The 21,336-nt window shown below is 66.3% G+C and carries 21 protein-coding genes and 2 pseudogenes; 17 read left to right on the forward strand and 6 right to left on the reverse strand.

Annotation, left to right across the window (positions count from 1 at the left end; all coding sequences use genetic code 11):
* Positions 1-436: 436 nt before the first annotated feature.
* Positions 437-1,021 (reverse strand): MarR family winged helix-turn-helix transcriptional regulator, encoded by a 585-nt coding sequence (locus AB4Y92_RS06110; protein ID WP_441818830.1) that lies wholly within the window; start codon positions 1,019-1,021, stop codon positions 437-439.
* Between the two features lie 122 nt (positions 1,022-1,143).
* Here AB4Y92_RS06110 and hppD point away from each other — a divergent pair, with 122 nt between their 5' ends.
* The 8 genes and pseudogenes from hppD to AB4Y92_RS06150 all read left to right on the forward strand — a co-directional run.
* Positions 1,144-2,211, forward strand: a complete 1,068-nt coding sequence (gene hppD / locus AB4Y92_RS06115) for a 4-hydroxyphenylpyruvate dioxygenase (RefSeq protein ID WP_441819049.1) — start codon at positions 1,144-1,146, stop codon at positions 2,209-2,211.
* A 31-nt stretch (positions 2,212-2,242) separates the two neighbouring features.
* A complete protein-coding gene (locus tag AB4Y92_RS06120) occupies positions 2,243-2,767 on the forward strand; it encodes a hypothetical protein (protein WP_441818831.1) in 525 nt (174 codons plus the stop codon).
* A 198-nt stretch (positions 2,768-2,965) separates the two neighbouring features.
* Positions 2,966-4,249 carry a homogentisate 1,2-dioxygenase gene (hmgA, locus tag AB4Y92_RS06125; RefSeq protein ID WP_441819050.1) on the forward strand — a complete coding sequence of 428 codons (1,284 nt, stop codon included), beginning with the start codon at positions 2,966-2,968 and terminating at the stop codon, positions 4,247-4,249.
* A 375-nt stretch (positions 4,250-4,624) separates the two neighbouring features.
* A complete protein-coding gene (locus AB4Y92_RS06130; protein ID WP_441819051.1) occupies positions 4,625-5,254 on the forward strand; it encodes a lectin in 630 nt (209 codons plus the stop codon).
* Positions 5,255-5,392: 138 nt separating this feature from the next.
* Positions 5,393-6,409, forward strand: coding sequence for a sodium:calcium antiporter (locus tag AB4Y92_RS06135; protein WP_441818832.1), 1,017 nt, complete (start codon positions 5,393-5,395; stop codon positions 6,407-6,409).
* Positions 6,410-6,622: 213 nt separating this feature from the next.
* Positions 6,623-7,852: a Na+/H+ antiporter NhaA gene (nhaA, locus tag AB4Y92_RS06140; protein WP_441818833.1), complete on the forward strand. Its 1,230-nt coding sequence runs from the start codon at positions 6,623-6,625 to the stop codon at positions 7,850-7,852.
* A gap of 4 nt (positions 7,853-7,856) precedes the next feature.
* The gene (locus tag AB4Y92_RS06145) at positions 7,857-8,723 is read left to right on the forward strand and encodes an NAD-dependent epimerase/dehydratase family protein (RefSeq protein ID WP_441818834.1); all 867 of its coding nucleotides are present in this window, start codon (positions 7,857-7,859) and stop codon (positions 8,721-8,723) included.
* Between the two features lie 12 nt (positions 8,724-8,735).
* Positions 8,736-8,834, forward strand: a pseudogene (locus AB4Y92_RS06150) (DUF6053 domain-containing protein); the annotation flags it as partial.
* 12 nt (positions 8,835-8,846) lie between these two features.
* On the opposite strand, the gene AB4Y92_RS06155 reads toward AB4Y92_RS06150, so the two are convergent.
* Complete coding sequence (locus AB4Y92_RS06155) at positions 8,847-9,728, reverse strand: DMT family transporter (protein ID WP_441818835.1); 882 nt, start codon at positions 9,726-9,728, stop codon at positions 8,847-8,849.
* A 91-nt stretch (positions 9,729-9,819) separates the two neighbouring features.
* Here AB4Y92_RS06155 and AB4Y92_RS06160 point away from each other — a divergent pair, with 91 nt between their 5' ends.
* Positions 9,820-10,233 carry a hypothetical protein gene (locus AB4Y92_RS06160; RefSeq protein ID WP_441818836.1) on the forward strand — a complete coding sequence of 138 codons (414 nt, stop codon included), beginning with the start codon at positions 9,820-9,822 and terminating at the stop codon, positions 10,231-10,233.
* A 13-nt stretch (positions 10,234-10,246) separates the two neighbouring features.
* Here the strand turns inward: AB4Y92_RS06160 and AB4Y92_RS06165 are convergent, their stop codons facing one another.
* The 3 genes from AB4Y92_RS06165 to AB4Y92_RS06175 form a co-directional block, all read right to left on the reverse strand.
* Positions 10,247-10,741 carry an Mpo1 family 2-hydroxy fatty acid dioxygenase gene (locus AB4Y92_RS06165; RefSeq protein WP_057944240.1) on the reverse strand — a complete coding sequence of 165 codons (495 nt, stop codon included), beginning with the start codon at positions 10,739-10,741 and terminating at the stop codon, positions 10,247-10,249.
* 79 nt (positions 10,742-10,820) lie between these two features.
* The gene (locus tag AB4Y92_RS06170; protein WP_441818837.1) at positions 10,821-11,156 is read right to left on the reverse strand and encodes a DMT family transporter; all 336 of its coding nucleotides are present in this window, start codon (positions 11,154-11,156) and stop codon (positions 10,821-10,823) included.
* Positions 11,157-11,469: 313 nt separating this feature from the next.
* Complete coding sequence (locus AB4Y92_RS06175; protein ID WP_057944238.1) at positions 11,470-12,399, reverse strand: phosphoribosylaminoimidazolesuccinocarboxamide synthase; 930 nt, start codon at positions 12,397-12,399, stop codon at positions 11,470-11,472.
* A 250-nt stretch (positions 12,400-12,649) separates the two neighbouring features.
* Between AB4Y92_RS06175 and AB4Y92_RS06180 the strand changes: the two genes are divergently transcribed.
* The 4 genes from AB4Y92_RS06180 (at position 12,650) to rraA (ending at position 17,096) form a co-directional block, all read left to right on the forward strand.
* Positions 12,650-12,982 carry a DnaJ domain-containing protein gene (locus tag AB4Y92_RS06180; RefSeq protein WP_441818838.1) on the forward strand — a complete coding sequence of 111 codons (333 nt, stop codon included), beginning with the start codon at positions 12,650-12,652 and terminating at the stop codon, positions 12,980-12,982.
* 133 nt (positions 12,983-13,115) lie between these two features.
* Entirely contained in the window at positions 13,116-13,811 is a 696-nt protein-coding gene (gene rpe, locus AB4Y92_RS06185) for a ribulose-phosphate 3-epimerase (protein ID WP_441818839.1), read from the forward strand.
* Between the two features lie 251 nt (positions 13,812-14,062).
* On the forward strand, positions 14,063-16,462 hold the full coding sequence (locus tag AB4Y92_RS06190) for a N,N-dimethylformamidase beta subunit family domain-containing protein (RefSeq protein WP_441818840.1): 2,400 nt from the start codon (positions 14,063-14,065) through the stop codon (positions 16,460-16,462).
* 160 nt (positions 16,463-16,622) lie between these two features.
* On the forward strand, positions 16,623-17,096 hold the full coding sequence (gene rraA, locus AB4Y92_RS06195) for a ribonuclease E activity regulator RraA (RefSeq protein ID WP_441818841.1): 474 nt from the start codon (positions 16,623-16,625) through the stop codon (positions 17,094-17,096).
* Between the two features lie 10 nt (positions 17,097-17,106).
* Here the strand turns inward: rraA and AB4Y92_RS06200 are convergent.
* Positions 17,107-17,358, reverse strand: a pseudogene (locus tag AB4Y92_RS06200) (DUF6053 domain-containing protein); the annotation flags it as partial.
* Positions 17,359-17,424: 66 nt separating this feature from the next.
* Here AB4Y92_RS06200 and yegS point away from each other — a divergent pair.
* The 4 genes from yegS (at position 17,425) to AB4Y92_RS06220 (ending at position 21,085) form a co-directional block, all read left to right on the forward strand.
* Positions 17,425-18,411, forward strand: coding sequence for a lipid kinase YegS (gene yegS / locus AB4Y92_RS06205; RefSeq protein ID WP_441818842.1), 987 nt, complete (start codon positions 17,425-17,427; stop codon positions 18,409-18,411).
* A 147-nt stretch (positions 18,412-18,558) separates the two neighbouring features.
* The gene (gene trpE / locus AB4Y92_RS06210) at positions 18,559-20,049 is read left to right on the forward strand and encodes an anthranilate synthase component I (RefSeq protein WP_441818843.1); all 1,491 of its coding nucleotides are present in this window, start codon (positions 18,559-18,561) and stop codon (positions 20,047-20,049) included.
* Between the two features lie 22 nt (positions 20,050-20,071).
* On the forward strand, positions 20,072-20,743 hold the full coding sequence (locus tag AB4Y92_RS06215) for a hypothetical protein (protein ID WP_441818844.1): 672 nt from the start codon (positions 20,072-20,074) through the stop codon (positions 20,741-20,743).
* A gap of 147 nt (positions 20,744-20,890) precedes the next feature.
* Positions 20,891-21,085 carry a hypothetical protein gene (locus tag AB4Y92_RS06220; RefSeq protein WP_441818845.1) on the forward strand — a complete coding sequence of 65 codons (195 nt, stop codon included), beginning with the start codon at positions 20,891-20,893 and terminating at the stop codon, positions 21,083-21,085.
* Positions 21,086-21,336: the final 251 nt, after the last annotated feature.

The raw sequence follows: 21,336 nt of genomic DNA on the forward strand, positions 1-21,336 counted from the left end.
CAAAAGCCACGAGTGCGTAGCTTGCGCAGGCAGGTGCCACATTGGGCATCCTGCCCAAGGTGGCACCCGGCGCACGTCCATGTGCGCCGCCCTCCGGGTGTCCCTGGTCTCGCGAGTTACAGGCCGCGCCCAGCAACAGCAACAGCAACAGCAACATCAAAGCCAAGCCGAAGCCAAAGCCAAAGCGCACAGCAAAGCGAAGCCGAGGCAAAGCAAAATCGCGGCAACGGCAACGGCAACGGCAACGGCAACGGCAACGGCCGCCGAAGCCGCCATTGCCAGTGCAATTTCAAATGGGATTGTGGCGGCGTCGCAACCGCAAAGCGGATTGCGGTTCTCGCCGAAACCACGCCGGCGCCCGCAATGTCAGGGCGCGGCGCTCAAGGCCGGGAAGTACGGCGCGCACCACCCGCGCCGACGACAGCAAGCGCAACGCTCAGCGCTTATTCGCCGCCATCTCCGCCTCAGCCTGCATCTCCAACTCATCCAACCGATCCAGCAGACGAAACAGCGCATCGCGCTCGGCCGATTCGATTCCCGCCAACAACCGCTGCTCGAACGCCAACGCCATCGGCGCGACTTCGTCGTAAATCTTGTAACCGTCCGGCGACAACTGCAGCACCGAACGGCGACGGTCGTCGTCGTGGGTGTCGCGCTCCAGGCGGCCGGCCTCGGTCAGGCGGGCGACGGCGCGGCTCACCGCGACTTTGTCCATCGCCGTGCGCTGCGCCACTTCGTTCGCGGACAAACCGGGGAAACGGCCGAGTACGGCCATCACCCGCCACTCGGTCACGCTCAGGGCGTAACGCTCGGAATACACCCGCGCGATCGCGCCGCTGACCCGGTTCGACAGCACCGACAGGCGATAGGGCAGGAAGTGGTCCAGGTCCAGCTGGGCATGCCGGGCCGCGCCGATGCGCGCGGCGGCGCGGGCGGAGGGCGCAGTCGGGCCGGAGCCGGCCTGTTCAGGGTCGGAGGGGGCGGTGCCGGCCGGGCCGGACTGTGAGGGCGGTCGATTCATGCTGCACTGTGCCTTGCTTATGGTTTCATGTGAAACTATAACGACCCTTTCCCTGAGGCCGTCCGCAGCGGATCCGGCCGCCACCCGAGAACAATGCCATGAATGCACAGCCCAACCTCGGCATGCAGGTCACCACCTTCGAAAATCCGCTCGGCATCGACGGCTTCGAGTTCGTCGAGTTCGCCGCCCCGGCCGGCCAAGGCGAGATGCTCCACGACTATTTCCGCCGCCTGGGCTTCACCGCCGTGCTGCGCCACAAGTCGCGGCCGATCACGGTCTACCGCCAGGGCGGGGTGAATTTCCTGGTCAACGAAAGCCCGGACAGCTTCGCCTCGGCCTTCGCCGACGCGCACGGCCCCTGCGCGGCCGGGTTCGCCATCCGCTTCAAGAAGCCGGCGGCCGAGGTGCTCAAGGCGGTGCTCGGCAACGGCGGCGAAGCGGTGGGCGAGCGCGCCGACACCCGCGTCATCGATGCGCCCGTGGTCAAGGGCATCGGCGACTGCATGCTGTACCTGGTCGATCAGTACGGCGACAAGGGCAATGCCTACGCCGATTACGAGCCGATCCCGGGCGCGGACCAGAACCCGGCCGGGTTCGGCCTGACCTTCATCGACCACCTGACCCACAACCTGTACTTCGGCAACATGCAGAAGTGGTCGGACTACTACGAGCGCTTGTTCAACTTCCGCGAAATCCGCTACTTCGACATCAAGGGCGTCAAGACTGGCCTGGTGTCCAAGGCGATGACCGCGCCCGACGGCGTGGTGCGCATTCCGCTCAACGAGTCCAACGATCCCAAGAGCCAGATCAACGAATACCTGGACGCCTACAAGGGCGAGGGCATTCAGCACATCGCCTGCTTCACCGACAACATCTACGAGACCGTCGAGGCGATGCGCGCGCAGAACGTCGATTTCCTGGATACGCCGGACACTTATTTCGACGTGATCGACATGCGCGTTCCTAACCATGGAGAGGACGTCGCGCGCTTGGCCAAGAACAAGATCCTGATCGACGCCGACCCGGAGACCCATCAGCGCAAATTGCTGCAGATCTTCACCAAGAACGCGATCGGCCCGATCTTCTTCGAGATCATCCAGCGCAAGGGCAACGAAGGCTTCGGCGAGGGCAATTTCCAGGCCCTGTTCGAAAGCATCGAGCGCGATCAGATGCAGCGCGGCGTGCTGTAATAGGCGCTCACCACGCCGCGAAGGAATCGCCATGCTCAAGGAACTCGTCGATATATTGACTTGCCGGGAACTCGAACCCGAACAGTTGCTCGCGCTCACCGCTTCCATCGAGGAAGCGGTGGCGGATCCGCAGTCCGACTGGACCGACGATTCATCGCCCGATCAACTGCCTATGACCGCGTGGATGGAAGATCCGTCGCCCGACGAGGTGATGCTGGCCGCGCTCCACTTCAAGCTTTACGAGCACTTCGCGATCGGCGACAAGATCGACGAGGTGCACGAGCTGATTAGCGATTTTTTCGCCGAGCCGCTGCTGGATTTTCCGTATCGCGAGGGCGGGCCCAAGCTGTTGGTGAGCGAGTATTTCGCCTGGTTGGACCCGTTGCTGGCCGAGCGCGGCAACGACGATGGCGGCTACGAATTGCTGCTGCTCGACGATACCTGTACCGACAATTTGAATGCGATCTTGGTATGGCGTTCGGACACGCCGCGCGCACTGGAGATCGCCACCGAACTGGCGTTCCGCCTTGAGCAATCCACCCGCGCATACGCCTGACCCGGCTTCGGCTCAGGCGCTGCATGGAGATTCAGCCGCACCCACCGAATCTGCGCCACGATCCATTGCGCCCCGATGCCGCCGATTGCGCGGCGTCCAACAGCCCAGCGAGCCCGTATGAGCACCGCAGCCAACGACATCGACAACGTCATCCCGATGCCCAGCACCGACAGCCTGCGGCAGAATCCGCGCGGCTACATGAGCGGCTTCGGTAACGAATTCGCCAGCGAAGCGGTGGCCGGCGCGCTGCCGGAAGGGCAGAACTCGCCGCAACGCGTGGCGATGGGCCTGTACGCCGAGCAGCTCAGCGGCACCGCGTTCACCGCGCCGCGCAAGGAGAACCGGCGCAGCTGGCTGTACCGCATCCGCCCGGCGGCGATGCACGGCACCTTCTCGCTATACCGCCAGCCGCAGTTCCATAACGAATTCGGCGACGGCCCGGTATCGCCCGACCAACTGCGCTGGGACCCGCTGCCGTTGCCGCAGGCGCCGGTCGATTTTGTCGATGGCCTGTACACGATGGCCGGCAACGGTTCGGCCGCGGGCCAGCACGGTTGCGGCATCCATCTGTACGCCGCCAACCGTTCGATGGAAGGCCGTTTTTTCTACGACGCCGACGGCGAGTTGTTGATCGTGCCGCAACAGGGCCGCCTGCTGATCGGCACCGAATTCGGCGCGATCGAGGTCGAGCCGTTCGAAGTGGCGGTGATTCCGCGCGGCGTGCGCTTCCGCGTCGAGTTGCCCGACGGCGCTTCGCGCGGCTACGTGTGCGAGAACTTCGGCGCCGCGCTGCGACTGCCCGACCTCGGCCCGATCGGTTCCAACGGCCTGGCCAATTCGCGCGATTTCCTCACTCCGCACGCGGCCTACGAGGACATCGACGGCGAGTTCGAGTTGGTCGGGAAATTCCAGGGCCACCTGTGGCGCGCCGACATCGGCCACTCGCCGCTGGACGTGGTCGCCTGGCACGGCAACTACGCGCCGTACAAATACGATCTGCGCCGCTTCAACACCATCGGCTCGATCAGCTTCGACCATCCCGATCCGTCGATCTTCACCGTGCTGACCTCGCCCAGCGACACGCCCGGCACGGCCAATATCGATTTCGTGATCTTCCCGCCGCGCTGGCTGGTGGCGCAGAACACCTTCCGGCCGCCGTGGTTCCATCGCAACATCGCGAGCGAATTCATGGGGCTGGTGCACGGCGTGTACGACGCCAAGGCCGGCGGCTTCGCCCCGGGCGGCGCCTCGCTGCACAACAGCATGACCGGGCATGGGCCGGATGCGGAGACCTTCGAGAAAGCCTCGCATGCCGATCTGAGCAAGCCGCATGTGATCACCGACACCATGGCTTTCATGTTCGAGACCCGCGCGGTGATTCGTCCGACCGCGCAGGCGTTCGATGCGGCGCATCGGCAGCGCGACTATCAGGCGTGCTGGGCGGGGTTGCGGAAGCATTTCGATCCGACTCGGAAGGAGTGACGACGCGCGCGTCGGATCAACGATAAAACGCGCTGCTTCGGCCGCGCGTTTTGTTTGGGCCGCCATCGCCTTCGAGGTCTTTTGTGGGAGGGGCTTCAGCCCCGATGCTCTCGGCTCCGATCGCCCGAAACTCCACCACTTCTGATCGAAAAGCATCGGGGCTGAAGCCCCTCCCACAAAAGACCTCTCCGATTCGCTATTCGGCTTAACCCACCGCCAGCGGCTGCGGCTTCGATCCAACCCGCTTCTCGCCGCGTTCACGTAAAAACGCTAGGCTGCTTCGGCCATTCGAATCGCGCCCCGGGCGCCGGAGTTCCGCCGATGACACACGCGCCGACGACCTTCGCACCGACCCGCGCCGCTTTGCTCGCCGCGATGCTGTTGAGCCTGGGCCTGAGCGCCTGCCAGCGCGAGGCGGCACCGACCGCCGCCGCGCCTGCGACGCCCGCGGCCGACACCGCGCCGGCGGTCAATCCCGCGCCGATCACCGATCAACCCGCGGAAAACGTGCCGCCGGCGACCGCGCCGGTGTCCAACCCGCCGCCGGCCGCGAGCAGCACGCTCGCGCGCTTCGACGGCTACGGCGACATGCGCTTCGGTATGAGCGTGGAGCAGACCAAACAGGCCTGGGGCGGCGAGCTCAAGGGTAAGCCCTCGGCCGACAGCACTTGCTATTACCTGCTGCCGATCTGGGTGAGCAATGCGCGCGAGTTCGGTTTCATGGTCGAAGACGGCAAGTTCGCGCGCGTGGACGTGGGCGGCGACAAAGAAGTCGCGCCCGGCGGCGGCAAGCGCGGCATGAGCGCGGACGAAATTCGCCGTCTGTATCCGGGCAAGGTCGAAGAGCAGCCGCACAAGTACGAACAAGGCGGCAAGTATCTGCGCGTGGCCGATCCGGCCGGCGGTGCCGGCGTGCTGGTGTTCGAAACCGGCGCCGACGGGAAGGTCAGCCACTGGCGCATCGGCGTGCCGCCGCAGGTGGATTACGTCGAGGGTTGTTTCTAGCACGTCGCTCCCGGCACCGTGGCCGTCGCCGCCGGCATCGATTGCCGGCGGACGAACCGGCCCGGCCGGGCATAGAATCGGATTCGGAACGCTCGCGCCCGCAGCGCGCGAATCATTGATCGCAAGGGGATGACCGCCATGTTCGAAGCCGTCGGCTTGTTCGTATTGGGCCTGTTTCTGCTGGCTCTGGGCGGCGATTCGATCGTCAAGGGCGCCTCCGGCCTGGCCCAGCGCTTCGGCGCCTCGCCGTTCGCTGCCGGTCTGGTGCTGGTGGCCTTCGGCACCTCGCTGCCGGAACTGGCGGTCAATCTGCAGGCGGTGCTGCGCGGGCAGCAGGCGCTGGCGTTGGGCAACGCGGTCGGCAGCAACGTGGTCAATTTCGGCCTGACCCTGGGTCTGGCCGCGCTCGCCGCGCCGCTGGTGGTGCGTTGGCGGGCCCTGGCGCCGCTGTTGCTGGTGCTGCTGGTGGGCACCCTGGCGGTGATCGGCCTGGGCCTGGACGGCGCGCTGAGCCGGGCCGAGGGCCTGGGCATGATCGTGGTGTTCGTCGCGGTGGTCGCCTTCGCGGTCGCGCGCACGCGCCGCGAGGCGCCGGAGCTGCAGGACGCGATCGCCGCGTTCGCGCAGACCCAGACCCATCTCGGGTTGAATCTGGTGCGGGTGTTCATCGCCGCGGTGCTGCTGCACATGGGCGCGTATCTGATCGTCGGCGGCAACGGGCTGTGGAGCTTCGCCGCCGCCGCGCCGGCCGTCGCGGGCGGTTTCGGTTCGCCCAATGCGGCGATCATCGGCGCCGGCCTCGGCCTGTCGCCGCTGCTGACCGGCCTGTTGCCGGTCGCGATCGGCACCGCGTTGCCGGAAGTCGCCGCCGCCATCGCCGCGGCGCGGCGCGGGCAGGGCGACATCGTGGTCGGCCACGTGATCGGTTCGAGCCTGTTCAATCTGCTGATCGTGCTCGGCGGCATGGCCGCGCTGCACACGGTGCCGTTGCCGGAATCGTTCGTGCGTTTCGAACTGCCGGCCGCGGCGGTGTTCGCGCTGATGCTGTATCCGATGCTGCGCGGCGATCTGCGGGTGAGCAAGCGCGAGGGCGGGATTTTGCTGGCCGGGTTGCTGGTGTGGGTGGCGTTCGAGTTGGTGATGTTGCATCACTAATCGGGTTCGGATCGCGGATATCGCTGCTTAGGGGCCTGTCCCCCTCTCCCGCTCTGGGATGAGGGCGCGCGTCGTCAGCCCAATCCCGCGCACCCTCATCCGCCCCCCGCCTTCGCGGGGGCAGGCTCTCCGGGCACCTTCTCCCGTAAACGGGAGAAGGGATGAGCCGCGCATCCACAAAACCCATGCAACCCCCACCCCTATAATGGCCCGATGAGCGAAATCACCTCCTCGCCGCGCCTCACGCGCCGCGCCCTGCGCGCACTCAGCGAATTCTTCCGCCTCGAAGCCGCCGGCGGCATCGTCCTGATCGGCGCCGCGGTGCTGGCGCTGATCGCGGCCAACTCGCCATTGCACGAAGCCTACGAAGCGTTCCGCCAGATCCCGGTGCAGGTGCGCATCGGCGCGCTCGACATCAGCAAGCCGCTGCTGCTGTGGATCAACGACGGGCTGATGGCGATCTTCTTCCTGGTCGTGGCGCTGGAAATCAAGCGCGAAGCCCTCAGCGGGCAATTGGCCGAACGCTCGCAACTGGTGCTGCCGCTGCTGTGCGCCGGCGCCGGCGTGATCGCGCCGGCGTTGTTGTTCTACGCGCTCAATGCCGGCGATGCCGCGTCGATGCGCGGCTGGGCCGTGCCGACCGCGACCGACATCGCCTTCGCGCTGGGCGTGCTGGCGTTGTTGGGCTCGCGCGTGCCGGTGGCGATGAAGCTGCTGTTGTCGACCATCGCCGTGGTCGATGACCTGATGGCGATCCTGATCATCGCGTTCTTCTATTCGCACGGCATGTCGGTGACCGCCCTGGTCTGGGCCGCGGTCGCGCTGGCGGCGATGTGGCTGCTCAACCGGCGCGGAGTGAAGTCGCTCGGGCCGTATCTGGCGCTGGGCGTGGTGCTGTGGGTGTGCGTGCTCAAGTCGGGCGTGCACGCCACCTTGGCCGGCGTCGCCACCGGTCTGATGATTCCGCACATCGACAAGCGCAACAACATCGACGACGCCCACGAGCATTCGCCGCTGGAAACCCTGGAGCATGCGCTGCATCCGTGGGTGGCCTACGCGATCCTGCCCTTGTTCGCCTTCGTCAACGCCGGCCTGTCGCTGAGCGGAGTCAAGCTGGAGGACGCCACCGCGGCGTTGCCGATGGGCATCGTGCTGGGCCTGGTGGTCGGCAAGCCGGTCGGCATCGTCGGCGCCGCGCTGCTGATGCGCGCGCTGGGCTGGGCGCGCTTCCCCAACGGCATGGACGTGCGGGCGATGATCGGCCTGGGGCTGATGTGCGGCATCGGCTTCACCATGAGCCTGTTCATCGCCTCGCTGGCCTATCAGGACCCGGCGCTGTACGAGGAAGCGGTTCTGGGTATCCTTGCCGCCTCGCTGCTGTCGGCGGTGATCGGCTTCGGTTGGCTGCGCGCGGTATTGCCGGTGCGCGGCGCCCAGGATTGAGTGCATGAAACATGCTTTGGTGTTCGGCGGCAGCGGCCAGATCGGCCTGCCGCTGCTGCAACGTTTGTCCCACGCCGGCTGGCGGGTGACCGCGATCTCGCGGCACGAGCAATTCGATCGCCCCGGCCTGCACTGGCTGCAGGGCGATCTTGCGCAGATGCCGGAATTGCCGCCGCGGGTGGATGCGATCTTCAGCTGCGGCCCGCTGCTGAAGTTCGCCCAGTGGTATGCGCAGTCCGGGATCGAGGCCACGCGGGTGATCGCGTTCGGCTCGACCAGCGCCGAAACCAAGCGCGGCTCGGCCGATGCGGAAGAGCGCCGCGTGGCCGGCGAATTGCGCGAAGGCGAGGCGGGCTTGTTCGCCGCCGCGCAACCGCGCAGCGACGCGGCCACGGTGTTGCGTCCGACTCTGATCTACGGCGCCGGCCGCGACGCGACCCTGACCCGGATCGCCCAGCTCGCCCAGCGCCTGAAGTATTTCCCGCTGCCGCGCGGCGCCAACGGCCTGCGCCAGCCGGTGCACGTGGACGATCTGGCCGACGCCGCCTTCGCCGCGCTGACCGCGCCGGCGAGTTTCGGCAACACCTACGCGGTGCCGGGCGGCGAGACCTTGAGTTATCGCGACATGGTCGAACGCACGCTGGCCTGCCTACGTCCGCCGGTGAAGCTGGTCGAGTTGCCGTCGCCGTTGTTCAACCTCGCGCTGGTGGCCGCGCAGGCCGCCGGCCGCGCGACCGGCCTGGGCGAAGCCGCGGTGCGGCGCATGCGCACCGACATGACTTTCGACGCGGCGCCGGCGCGGCGCGATTTCGGGTATGCGCCGCGCAGCTTTCAGCCGAGCGCGGAGATGTTCGAGACGCCGCGCGACTAAGCGCCCGCGGCGGTGCGAGAGCGCTCTTTTGTAGGAGGGCCTTCAGGCCCGATGCTTTCGGCTCAGATAGCGATGATCGGAAACAAAAGCATCGGGCCTGAAGGCCCTCCTACAACAACAGCTTCAAGCGGTTTGCTTGAGCGCGCGCGCCTTGGCCAGATTGCGCAGCGCGATCATCAGCACGCCGCCGAGCACCATCGCGCCGCCGATCCACAGGCTCGGCCCGGGCCGGTCGCCCCAGAACGCGATGCCGAGCGCGATCGCGAATACCGGCACCAGCAGCAGCCACGGCGTCACCTGCGCCACCGGATGGCGCTGCACCAGCACGTAGTACAGGCCGTGGCCGAGCAGCGAGGACACGAACGCGGCATAGATCGCGCCGGCCCAGGCCACCCAGCTGATCTGCGGCAACGCGGCCACGCCGCCGGGTTCCAGCGCCAGGCTGATGATCAGCAGCGGCGGCACCGCGATCAGCGCGGTCCAGCCTTGCTGGGAAACCATGTCGAGCCCGCGCAGGCCTTTCATCAGCACCGTGCCCAGGGCCAGAAACGCGGCCGAGACCAGCATCAGCACCACCGCCAGCGGCTTGTCCAGCACCAGCGGATCGAAGCCCAGCACCAGCACGCCGCAGAAGCTGATCGCGATCGCAACGCCGGTGCGCCAGGCGAAACGCTCGCCCAGCAGCCACCACGCCAGCAGCGCGGTCATCGGCACGTAGCTCTGCAACACGATCGCCGGCGAGGACAGGTCGCCGGCGGCCTTGAGCGCGCTGAAGCTCAGGCCGAAATGCAGCACGCCGATGCACAGGCACACCGCGATCAGGCGCGGCCACTGGCCCGGCGCCGGCCGCTTGAGGAAGAACACCAGCGGCAGCGCGAGCAGGGCGAAGCGCACCGCGGTGAACAGGAACGGCGGAATCTCGCGCAGCGCCAGCGCCGAGGTCAGGAAATTGATCGCCCACGACAGGACGACGAGCATCAGCAGAACCAGATCGCGGGCGGGCATGACGGTGTCGCTGGCCTGTCGTGTGGGCTATCGTGGCCGCCTTGCGGACGGACGCGAACGGCGCGGTGGGATCATCATTGTGAAGGATGCGATGCAGTCTGCGGGGCCGCTGTTGTGGCTGCTGGGCATGGCGGCGCTGGTGGCGGCGCTGGCGCCGGGCGCGTGGCTGTTGCGCGCGCTGGTCGCGCGCGTGGTCGGAGCGCGGCCGGCGTTCGGCGCGGCGCTGTGGTCGGTGGTGTTCGCGCTGATCGTGTGGGCGATGCTGGCGGTGATCGCGCTGATGCTCTCGCGCGGCAGCGCCGTGGGCAGCGGCGCGCCGTTCCTGGCCCTGGCGATGGTGTTGTCGTGGTGCGCGCTCAGCCTGAGCGTGCGCCTGTATCTGCCCGATCCGGCCGGGCTCAAACTGCCTTGGCCGCGCGCGCTGTGGGTGTCGCTGGCGCCGGTGCTGTTGCTGTGGGCGGAACTGCTGGCGGCATGGTGGTGGCTGATGCCGCGGATCGACTGAGGCCGCGCGCGCCTCAGTACGACCAGCCCAGCTTGCGATACAGCTTGGACAGCACCCAGGCCGGGCCGATCAGCAGATAGGTCAGGTCGGTGAGGAAGCTGGGTTTCTTGCCTTCGATCTTGTGGCCGATGAACTGCGCGATCCAGGCGACCACGAATACGCCGATCGCCAGCCACAGCAGCGCGTTCAAGCCGAAGCTCGCGGCGATCCAGTTGGTGAGCAGGGTGAACACCGCGAACTGCACCAGCATGCCCAGGCCGAGTTTGCGCGAGGCGCGGTAGTAGAACAGCATCGCCGCGAACATCGCCATGGCGGCCCACATACCCGGTTTGAACCAGGTGCCGGGCACGGGGATGCACCACAGCAGCGCGATCACGCTCCACAGGATCGCCGGCACGGCGAACACGTGGATGAGCTGGTTGGTGCCGTTGCGGTGATCGCCGGAGTAGCTGGCGAACCAGCGGTCGATCGGGCGGTCGTGTTCGGTGGCGTGGGCGAGGCTGCTCATGTTCGGCTCCCGGTGAGGCGTGACGGGCGCGAGGCCCGCGCGGTGGCTGGCGTGTCCGCGACGGGCGCGCGGGGTGCGGCTAGTGCGCGGCCGCTTTCGAGAATAGCTGGATCACGATGACGCCGGCGACGATCAGGCCGATACCGGCCAGCGCGCCCGCGTCCAGGGCCTGTTTCATGAACAGCCAGCCGATCAGGGCGATCAGCACGATGCCCACGCCCGACCACACCGCGTAGGCGACGCCGACCGGCACGGTCTTGAGCACCAGCGACAGGAAATAGAACGCGACCCCGTAGCCGGCGGCGACGATGATGGTCGGCCCGGTCTTGGTGAATCCGTCCGAAGCCTTGAGCGCGCTGGTGGCGACGACCTCGGCGGCGATGGCGATGGCCAGGTAGAAGTAGCCGATGTTCATGCGCACCCGGATCTGCGTGGAATAAGGCGGGCAGGGTAGCGCGCATGGGGTGGAGGTGTGGCGGAGGGCGTTGGGGGCAGTGTTGCGTATTGGGTGGGTGGGGTCTGTAAAGCAGGCGACAGTCGGGCTTAAGAGCAAATCCCCCCTGCCCCCCTTTTTTAAAGGGGGGAACAACAACGGCAACAGCAACAGCTGCGCCAACATCAACCGCCCGTGCTGTTCCCCCCTTTAAAAAAGGGGGGGAGGGGGGATTTGCTCCACCCAACAAAAAGGCCGCATCCGCGGCCTTTTCGCTTCGAACCCACAGCCCGAATCAATCCACCGAAATCCCCGCCAGCTTCAGCAAGGCCTCGGCGTACTTCGCCCGCGTGCGTTCGATCACTTCCGCCGGCAGATTCGGCCCCGGCGGAGTCTTGTCCCAGCCCAGCGTCTCCAGATAGTCGCGTACGAACTGCTTGTCGTAGCTCGGCGGGCTGGTGCCGACCTGATATTCGTCGGCCGGCCAGTAACGCGAGGAGTCCGGCGTCAGCATCTCGTCCATCACGTACAGACGGCCGTCGGCGTCGGTGCCGAATTCGAACTTGGTGTCGGCCAGCAGAATCCCGCGCTCGGCGGCGAAATCGGCGGCGAAACGGTACAGCCGCAAGGTCGCGTCGCGCACCGCTTCGGCCAGCTCGGCGCCGACCGTGCGCACTGCGGTGTCGAAGTCGATGTTTTCGTCGTGATCGCCCACCGCCGCCTTGGTCGAGGGGGTGAAGATCGGCTCGGCCAGCTTCTCGGCCTGGCGCAGGCCGCTGGGCAGGGCGATGCCGCTGATCCGGCCGGTGCGCTGGTAATCCTTCCAGCCGCTGCCGATCACGTAACCGCGGGCGATGCATTCGATCGCCACCGGCTTGAGCCGTTTGGTCACCACCGCGCGCTTGGCGTAGAGCGCGGCGTCCACGCCCTGCGGCAACACCGCTGCGACGTCGATGCCGGTGAGATGGTTAGGAATGATATGCGCGGTCTTGCCGAACCAGAAATTGCTTATCTGGCACAGCATCTCGCCCTTGCCCGGGATCGGGTCGGGCAGGACCACGTCGAAGGCGCTGAGCCGGTCGGTGGCGACCATCAGCAGGCAGTCGCCGCCGGGAGCGGCGCCCGCGGGCAGGCGGTCGGCGGGCAGATCGAAGACATCGCGGACTTTGCCGCGGTGGCGCAAGGGCAGGCCGGGCAGTTCGGATTGCAGCAGTGTGGTCGTCAACGTGGGGACCCCTGAAGGCAGTGCGTAGTCCCTCCATCGCGGTGCACAGGTCTGAAGCCGGCCTCCGGGAGCCGTCCGGCTCGCGCGTGCGTGCGCGACGGGGCCGGGCAGTGTACGCCGCCTGAGGGGTATGTGTAGCCCCCCGCCCGCCGGCAGCCCCGGGCGGGCGCCGGCCCGGCCGCGGCGGCCCCCGGTTAAGATGGCCGCCGGCGGGCCGCGACGGCCCGGAAACGAGGCGGCCGGCGACCCGATGAAGCGTTGGTACGGCAAATTGCTGGGATTCTTCGCCGGCGCGGCCCTGCTGCGCGGCAACCCGTTCCTGGGCGCGGTGATCGGCGTGCTGATCGGCCACGCCTTCGACACCGACTGGTTCAAGCTGCGCGGCGACAACCCCTACGCGGTGCTGGGCCTGACCCTGGAGGCCACCGACGGCGAGGTCGATCAGGCCTACCGCCGGCTGATGGCGCAATACCACCCCGACCGCGTCGCCCAGGCCGCGCCCGACATCCGCCAGCAGGCCGAAACCAAGGCGCGCGAGATCAACCGCGCCTACGACCGCATCAAGACCCTGCGTAGGCGCTGACGCGCCAGGAGTGAGTGCACAGGAGTGAGGAGTGAGTAAAAGCGCCGGTCGAGCCGCCTTTACTCACTCCTCACTCCTCTGCACTCGTTCCTGAGCTTTTACAATAGCCGCCTGTCCCGTCCGGCCCGACCCCATGTCCCTGCAATCCACCGTCATCGCCCCTTCGATCCTTTCGGCCAACTTCGCCAAGCTCGGCGAGGAAGTGGACAACGTGCTCAAGGCCGGCGCCGACTGGGTCCATTTCGACGTGATGGACAACCATTACGTGCCCAACCTGACCATCGGCCCGCTGGTCTGCGAAGCGCTGCGCAAGCACGGGGTGACCGCGCCGATCGACGTGCATCTGATGGTCGATCCGGTGGACCGCATCGTCCCGGACTTCGCCAAGGCCGGCGCCAGCACCATCAGCTTCCATCCCGAAGCCAGCCTGCACGTGCATCGCACCATCCAGCTGATCAAGTCGCACGGCTGCGGCGCGGGCCTGGTGTTGAACCCGGCCACGCCGATCGAAGTGCTGGACTGGGTGCTGGAGGATCTGGATCTGGTGCTGCTGATGTCGGTCAACCCCGGCTTCGGCGGCCAGAGCTTCATCCCCTCGGCGCTGGACAAGCTGCGCCGCGTGCGCGAGCGCATCGACAACAGCGGGCGCGCGATCCGGTTGGAGATCGACGGCGGGGTGAAGGCGGACAACATCGCCGAGATCGCCGCCGCTGGCGCCGATACTTTCGTTGCGGGGTCGGCGATCTTCAACGCGCCGGGGGCGGATCAGCACGGCTATGGCGACATCGTGCGCCGGATGAAGGATGCGGTGGCTGCGGTGCGCGGCTGAGGAAACTGCTCGGCACATCTGTTCCACGCCGAGTCAACAACAAGCGAAAAATACTTGTTTTCGGCTCTTAACCAGCGAGATTCGAAGCGAGTAATGTGAGTTCCGTACCACCCACGGAGCTTTTCATGAATCGAGTTCAGCAGGAAAACCAACGCCCCGGCCATTCCGATTGGCCGCTCACCGATCCCGCCACCGCGCGTGAGATCGAAGGCTACGCCTCCAAGACCAGCTACAACCGCGGCGAAGAGGTGGTGTTCTTCGTCAACATGGGCAACGGCGCGGCGCCCGGCACCAACTGCAGCGCGCCGGGCGCGAATTGCCCGCGCTATACGCTGGAAGTGTTCCGCATGGGGTGGTACGCCGGCGCCGGCGCGCGCAGGGTGTTCGGGCCGCAACAATTGCCCGGTTACGCGCAGCCGATGCCGGTGTTGGATGCGTCCAATCCCGCTTACGCGGAATTCGGCCTGATCGAATGCCAGTGGCAGGAGTCGTATCGCCTCTCGACCGCGTTCACGACCGATGCCGATTGGGTCAGCGGCATCTATCTGGCGCGACTGACCATCGTCGCCGACGGCGCGCAACAGCCGCACGCCAAGCAGAGCTACATCGTGTTCGCGATCCGCGACGATGCGCGCGCTTCGGACTATCTGTTCCAGCAGAGCGTGACGACCTATCAGTCGTACAACAACTGGCCGGGCGCACTGGCTGGCGGTAAATCCAGCTATGGCAACTCAAGCCCGTTTCCGGATGCAAATCCCACGGGGGAGAGTGGCATATACGCCCGAAAAATATCGTTCGATCGGCCGTATGGAATTCGCGAAAATCCGTCATACCTCGGAAATGGAGCGCCCGCGAATGCGATAGTCTCCGGTCGCGAAGCCGGCAAGTACGGCGTGGGTGCCGGTGAATTCCTGACCACGCTCAACCATACGCACTTCACCAGCGGTCGTGGCCAGGAATACAACTTCGTCCGCTTTCTCGAACGTGAAGGCTACGACGTTACTTATGCCACCAATGTTGATGTGCATCGATCCGCCAGTGTGCTGTTGAACCATCGCGGCTTCCTGTCGGTAGGGCACGACGAGTATTGGTCCAAATCGATGCGCGACCATGTGGAGGCGGCGCGGGATGCTGGGGTCAATCTCGGATTTTTCTCGGCCAATACCTGCTTCATCCAGATTCGTTTCGAGGCCGGTGCTGGCGGTGCGGATCGCGTGGTGGTGTCTTATAAAACCGCTGCCGACCCCTGCGCGTCGTCCACGACGGGTGACTGCCCGGCCAACGCCACGATGCCCTTCAGAGAACTGTCTGTGCCCAGGCCGGAGCATTGGTTGCTTGGCGTCGCCTTCCGTTCTCATCTCGATGAACCTAAAGGGTCGGCGGGAACACCGACGGGCAACTCGACGGATTACTACAGCGCCGATTTCGTCGTCGACGACGCCAGCACCTGGGTGACTCAGGACACCGGTCTGCAGCATGGCGATCATCTGCGCGCGCTGATGGGCTATGAGGTCGACAGCCTTCCCGAAAACATCGCGGACCGGCGCCCTGGAATCAAGACGATCGGCGCGTCGCAAACCCACTCCAACGACAACAGCACGATCGCGCACACCACCACCCACGATGTTGCATCGGGCGCCACCGTGTTCGCATCGGGCTCGATCCAGTGGAGCTGGGGCGTCGATAACTACAACTGCGATCCGGTCGTGTATCCCGACGCCAACGGCGTGCCGTTCAACACGCAACTGGAAAGCGAGCCGGCCAAGCAGATCACCCGCAACGTGCTCGAACGCCTGCGCAGCCGCAACCGCACCGATGTGTTCGCGCTCGGCCTGGACAAGGGCATGTACTGGCGATCGCGAGTCGGCGGGGTCTGGCAGGACTGGCAGGGGCTCGGCGGCGGTTTCCTGTTCGCGCCCGCGGTGACCTCGAAGGCGGCGAACCGGCTGTCCTTGTTCGCGGTCGGTCTGGACAACCATCTGTATCAGAACCTGTGGAACGGCTCGGCCTGGTCGGGCTGGACCCACCTGGGCGCGCCGGCCGGCCGCACGCTGACCTCGAACCCGGCGGCGATCAGCCGCGACGGCGTCACCACCGATGTGTTCGCGCGGACCAGCAACGGCAGCGATTTCGAGATCTGGCGCCTTACGCACGACGGCAGCTCATGGGGCAGTTGGCAGTCACTGGGCGGCGGTTTCAAGTCGGGTCCGGCCGTGTCGTCCTGGAATAGCCAGGAGATGACCGTGTTCGCCATCGGTCTGGACGATGCGCTGTGGAACAACCAATGGACCGGCGGAACCTGGTCGGGCTGGGTGTCGCTGGGCGGGCCAGGGCAGGCCCTGGTCTCGACACCGGCGGCGGTGTCGCGGGGCGACGGCAAGATGGATGTGTTCGCGCTGGGCGCCAACAAGCAGATCTGGCAGCGCAGCCACGACAACGGCTGGCAGCCGTGGGCGTCGCGCGGCGGCGTGGCGGGGCAGGGGCCGGCGGTGGCTTCCTGGCATGCCAATCGATTGACCCTGGTGGCGGTCGACGAGAACAAGAAGCCGATGGTCTGCGAGTGGGATCGCGGTGTCTGGTCGTCCTGGACCGGTCAGGACGGCAGCCTGATCTCGGCACCGGCCGCCGTTTCCTGGTACGGCAGCGAATGACCTGAGTAGCGGCCGGCCCGAGGTTCGGGCCGGTCTTTCAGGCCGATCCGGGGATTCTCCGCGCACGATCGTCACCGGCGGTTCCGTTATCTTTGACGCGAGCGCCGCGGATCGACATGCCACCGTCGTTGCGGCGAACGGCCATCGGCGGAGAATCTGGATGAACACCTGCGACCTGTGCGACCTCCACGAGGCCCAAGTGCGCGTGCTCGAACTGCCGCTGCGCGACTACGGCGGCCGCATCGCCTTCGACGGCATCGTCAGCACCATCAAGGCCTACGAAGACAACGCCCTGGTCCGCGAGGCGGTGGCCGAGGCCGGCAACGGCCGGGTGCTGGTGATCGACGGCGGCGGCTCGCTGCGGCGGGCGATGCTTGGCGATCTGCTCGCGGCCAAGGCGGTCGAGAACGGTTGGGCCGGGGTGATCGTGTTCGGCGCGATCCGCGACAGCGGTGCGATCGGTGCGATGGAACTGGGCGTCAAGGCGCTGGGCACCTGCCCGCGCAAGACCGACAAGCGCGGGCAGGGATTGCGCGATGTCGAGGTCGAATTCGGTGGGGCGACGATCCGGCCGGGCGAGTGGCTGTGCGCGGACGAAGATGGCGTGGTGTTGGCGCACGAGCGGTTGCGCTGAGGCGAGCCGCGGCTTTTGTGCGAGGGCCTTCAGGCCCGACGCTCTTCGTTCCGATCGCGGTGACCTGAAAAAAGCCTCGGGCCTGAAGACCCTCCCGCAAGGCCTTGCGCAACCGTCGCCAAAAACAAAGAACGCGGACCTTGCGGCCCGCGTTCCGGAATATTTGGAGGCAATCCAGCCTCCGCCCGTCGTCCCTGATATGGCCTCCTATAATCCGGATGGGCAATGACAGGTGTGTGACAGATTTTGCGCATTCGTACATTCACCTGCGCCGACGACGGCGGCTGCTAGCCTCGCGGGCCCTGCATAACCGACGGATCGCCGACTCATGACCTCACCGCGCTGGCGTTTGATCCTCAACGGCAAATCGGCCGGTGACGATGCCCTGCGCGAAGCGGTCGCGGCCTTGCGCGATCGCGGCGTCGTCCTCGACGTGCGGGTCACCTGGGAAGGCGGCGATGCCGAGCGCTACGTCGCCGAGGCCATCGCCGACGGCGTCACCACCCTCATCGCCGCCGGCGGCGACGGCACGCTCAGCGAAGTGGCGACCACGCTGGCGCATCGCGACGAGGCGGCCGACGCGCTGCCCAGCCTCGGCCTGGTCCCGCTCGGCACCGCGAACGATTTCGCCAGCGCCGCGCTGATTCCCACCGATCCGGCGCTGGCGCTGGATCTGATCCATCGCCAGCCGCCGCGGCCGATCGACCTGATCCGGCTGCAGGCGCCCGACGGCCTGCACTGGGCCGCCAATCTGGCCAGCGGCGGGTTCGGCACGCAGGTGACGATCGAGACCGATGCGGGGTTGAAGAAGATGTTGGGTGGACTGGCTTATCTGGTCACCGGCATCTCCAAACTCGGCAAGATCGAACCGATCCGCGCGCGCCTGCACGGCGAGGATTTCGAATGGGAAGGCGAGTTCATCGCTCTCGGCATCGGCAACGGCAAGCAGGCCGGCGGCGGCCAGGTGCTGTGCCCAGACGCCCTGATCGATGACGGCCTGCTCGATGTGACCGTGGTTCCGGATCTGTCCGGCGAAGTCGGCGCGACCGCGCGCACCTTGCTGACCGAAGGCAAGCACGCCGCGCTGGACCGCGTCGCCACGCGCGCGCAACTGCGCTGGGTCGAGATCGAATCGCTGAAGTCGCTGACCCTCAACCTCGACGGCGAACCGGTCCAGTCGCATCACTTCCGCATCGACTGCATCCCGGCGCGCGTGCGCATGCACCTGCCGGCTGACTGTCCGCTGCTGTCGGCGGTCGCGCATGCCGCCGGCGCCGCCGGTGCGACCGCCGCGGCCGACGATCCGGCCGCCTGACCCCGTCGCGCCGCGCCCGCGAAGCAGTTACAGTTACCGCCATGAAAGCCTGGGCGAACCCGCATTTCCTCTGTGCCGACGTGGGTTGGCGATGGTGGCCGTCGGCCATCGTCGCTCCTGCCCACTCGTCCATGAAGGAACTGCCGCGTGATTTCGCACGAACTCTTCCAGCAACAGGCTGCTAACGGTTACACCCGCATCCCCGTCGTGCGCGAGGTCCTGTCCGACCTCGATACGCCGCTGTCGGTCTATCTCAAACTCGCCGACGGCCCGCACACCTATCTGTTCGAATCGGTCGAAGGCGGCGAACGCTTCGGCCGCTACTCGATCATCGGCCTGCCCGCGCAGCGCGTGTACGCCTTCGCCGGCCACACCTTGTTCGTCAGCGAACACGGCGAGCTGATCGAAAGCCGCGTGGTCGAAGACCCCTTCGCCGAAGTCGAACGCCTGCGCACTGAATACCGCGTGCCGAAGATCGACGGCCTGCCCGGATTCACCGGCGGCCTGGTCGGCTGGTTCGGCTTCGAGTGCATCCAGTACATCGAAAAGCGTCTGGCCGGCCCGGGGCCGGACGGCGCGCACAAGCCCGACGAACTCGGCACGCCCGATATCCTGCTGATGCAAAGCGAGGAAATCGCGGTATTCGACAACCTCAAGGGCCGGCTGTATCTGATCGTCCACGCCGATCCGCGCGAACCGCAGGCCTATGCGCGCGCCAACCGCCGCCTGGACCAGTTGGTGCACCGCCTGCGCATCGGCGGCGCCAGCTATCCGGAAACGCTGGACCCGGCGGGCCTGGACGAAGGCGACTTCGTTTCCGGCTTCACCCGCGAAGGCTTCATCGAGGCGGTGGAAAAATCCAAGGAACTCATCCGCGCCGGCGACATCTTCCAGGTGGTGCTGTCGCAGCGGCTCAGCGTGCCGTTCAAGGCGCGCCCGGTGGATGTGTACCGCGCGCTGCGCGCCTTGAACCCGTCGCCGTACATGTATTTTCTCGATGTCGGCGGCACCCAGGTGGTCGGCTCGTCGCCGGAAATCCTGGTGCGCCTGCAGGACGGCGAAGTCACCGTGCGGCCGATCGCCGGCACCCGCCCGCGCGGCAAGACGGTGGAAGAAGACAACGCGCTGGAAGTCGAATTGCTGGCCGATCCGAAGGAACGCGCCGAGCACCTGATGCTGATCGACCTGGGCCGCAACGACGTCGGCCGCGTCTCGCTGCCGGGTACGGTCGAGGTCGGCGAGCAGTTCGGCATCGAGCGTTACAGCCACGTTATGCACATCGTCAGCGAAGTCACCGGCAAGCTGAAGGCGGACATGAGCTACATGGACGTGCTGCGCGCGACGTTCCCGGCCGGCACCGTCAGCGGCGCGCCGAAGATCCGCGCGCTGGAAGTGATCCGCGAGTTCGAGCCGGTCAAGCGCAACGTCTACTCCGGCGCGGTCGGCTACATCGGTTGGCACGGCGACGCCGACACCGCGATCGCGATCCGCACCGCGGTCATCCAGGACGGCCGCCTGCACGTGCAGGCCGGCGCCGGCATCGTCTACGACTCCGATCCGCAGAAGGAGTGGGAAGAGACGATGAGTAAGGGGCGTGCGCTGTTCCGCGCGGTGGCCGAGGCGGCTAGGGGGTTGTAGTACGACCAATCGAGGTGAATAGATGAATCAATCAGGCCCGCGTTCCTGGATATTCTGGTTAATCACCGCGATATACGTTGCTAGCGTCGTCGCCGCTACATTCTGTCTACTTCTAGAGTGGCCTACCCGTGCGAATGAGTGGGGAGATGTCTTTGCTGGCGTCTTTTCGCCGCTCGCTTTTCTGTGGCTGCTTTATGCGGCTCTTGCTCAGCGATCTGAACTTGAGTTGCAACGTGCGGAGATCAAAGAGAACAACGAAACGCAGGCCAAGCAGCAAGCTCAAATGGCGAGGCAGGCCGATGCGCTTGAGGCCCAGGCGGCTCGTTTGAGAGCTCAAGCAGATGCGGAGTTTCAACCTGTTTTTATCTTGGATACGAGCGGCGCCAGTCCCCACGGGACCATACGTATCGATCTAATGAACGTTGGCGCTGCCGTTCTGGATGTAAGCATTGATGCCGACGATGGGGTCCTCCTGTCGGTCGGATCCGGGCGGAGACAGGTAAGGGACTTGGTGATCTCCTATTGGAAGAAAGATGAGAGTGCTTTGGTCGATCTTCCAATGAATGGGGACAGCCATCACGATAAGGAATTCCGACTGACCTACACGCGTCTCGATGGCGTCTCCCTGACGCAGCGCCTTCTTTATTTGAATGCGGCACAGCGGGTCTCCCTCCTTTCGATTGATCCGGTTTAACTCGACGACGGCGAACGCCGCGCAACATTAAAAAAAGTTCATCCGCCGGAAAGGCCCGGGGCAGGGCGGCGGGAGCAATCTGACTTCGCGATGGGGCCCACCCCACCGGCCAGACCTCCCACCCAAACGTTTCCCCAGGAGCCTCACATGAACGTCCGCAACGCCCTGATCGCCGTCGCTCTCACCGCGTTCGCCGGTTCCGCCTTCGCTGCCGCGCCGGCCACGACCGCTTCGACCGCCGCGCCGGCCGCCAAGACCGTCAAGCACAAGCATCACAAGGCCAAGAAGGCAGTGGCACCCAAGGCCGCCGCGGCTCCGGAAGCGGCGCCGGCATCGAACTGATCCTTCGCGAGCCTGCTCCCCCGAGCCCCACGCATCGTCGGCGTGGGGGTGATACCCCGCCGGTGTGAGCCGGCGGGGTATCTTTTTTCCGGGAATCGGGAATCGGGAATCGGGAATCGGGAATCGGTAAAGCCAAGCCAAAACCGGGAATGCCTGTCCTCGCCGGGTTTTTTCGATTCCCGATTCCCGATTCCCCATTGCCGATTCCCGCCCTTATCCTGTCCCCGCCACCTCACGCACCATCGCGATCC

This window comes from Lysobacter sp. TAB13 (assembly GCF_052113885.1).
In the GTDB taxonomy this organism is placed as follows: Bacteria; Pseudomonadota; Gammaproteobacteria; order Xanthomonadales; family Xanthomonadaceae; genus Lysobacter; species Lysobacter gummosus.

What these genes read in the sequence shown, in the direction of transcription:
- AB4Y92_RS06110 (WP_441818830.1), bottom strand. Translation starts at nt 1,021, where the DNA reads ATGAATCGACCGCCCTCACAGTCCGGCCCGGCCGGCACCGCCCCCTCC.
- hppD (WP_441819049.1), top strand. Translation starts at nt 1,144, where the DNA reads ATGCAGGTCACCACCTTCGAAAATCCGCTCGGCATCGACGGCTTCGAG.
- AB4Y92_RS06120 (WP_441818831.1), top strand. Translation starts at nt 2,243, where the DNA reads ATGCTCAAGGAACTCGTCGATATATTGACTTGCCGGGAACTCGAACCC.
- hmgA (WP_441819050.1), top strand. Translation starts at nt 2,966, where the DNA reads ATGAGCGGCTTCGGTAACGAATTCGCCAGCGAAGCGGTGGCCGGCGCG.
- AB4Y92_RS06130 (WP_441819051.1), top strand. Translation starts at nt 4,625, where the DNA reads ATGCTGTTGAGCCTGGGCCTGAGCGCCTGCCAGCGCGAGGCGGCACCG.
- AB4Y92_RS06135 (WP_441818832.1), top strand. Translation starts at nt 5,393, where the DNA reads ATGTTCGAAGCCGTCGGCTTGTTCGTATTGGGCCTGTTTCTGCTGGCT.
- nhaA (WP_441818833.1), top strand. Translation starts at nt 6,623, where the DNA reads ATGAGCGAAATCACCTCCTCGCCGCGCCTCACGCGCCGCGCCCTGCGC.
- AB4Y92_RS06145 (WP_441818834.1), top strand. Translation starts at nt 7,857, where the DNA reads ATGAAACATGCTTTGGTGTTCGGCGGCAGCGGCCAGATCGGCCTGCCG.
- AB4Y92_RS06155 (WP_441818835.1), bottom strand. Translation starts at nt 9,728, where the DNA reads ATGCCCGCCCGCGATCTGGTTCTGCTGATGCTCGTCGTCCTGTCGTGG.
- AB4Y92_RS06160 (WP_441818836.1), top strand. Translation starts at nt 9,820, where the DNA reads ATGCAGTCTGCGGGGCCGCTGTTGTGGCTGCTGGGCATGGCGGCGCTG.
- AB4Y92_RS06165 (WP_057944240.1), bottom strand. Translation starts at nt 10,741, where the DNA reads ATGAGCAGCCTCGCCCACGCCACCGAACACGACCGCCCGATCGACCGC.
- AB4Y92_RS06170 (WP_441818837.1), bottom strand. Translation starts at nt 11,156, where the DNA reads ATGAACATCGGCTACTTCTACCTGGCCATCGCCATCGCCGCCGAGGTC.
- AB4Y92_RS06180 (WP_441818838.1), top strand. Translation starts at nt 12,650, where the DNA reads ATGAAGCGTTGGTACGGCAAATTGCTGGGATTCTTCGCCGGCGCGGCC.
- rpe (WP_441818839.1), top strand. Translation starts at nt 13,116, where the DNA reads ATGTCCCTGCAATCCACCGTCATCGCCCCTTCGATCCTTTCGGCCAAC.
- rraA (WP_441818841.1), top strand. Translation starts at nt 16,623, where the DNA reads ATGAACACCTGCGACCTGTGCGACCTCCACGAGGCCCAAGTGCGCGTG.
- yegS (WP_441818842.1), top strand. Translation starts at nt 17,425, where the DNA reads ATGACCTCACCGCGCTGGCGTTTGATCCTCAACGGCAAATCGGCCGGT.
- AB4Y92_RS06215 (WP_441818844.1), top strand. Translation starts at nt 20,072, where the DNA reads ATGAATCAATCAGGCCCGCGTTCCTGGATATTCTGGTTAATCACCGCG.
- AB4Y92_RS06220 (WP_441818845.1), top strand. Translation starts at nt 20,891, where the DNA reads ATGAACGTCCGCAACGCCCTGATCGCCGTCGCTCTCACCGCGTTCGCC.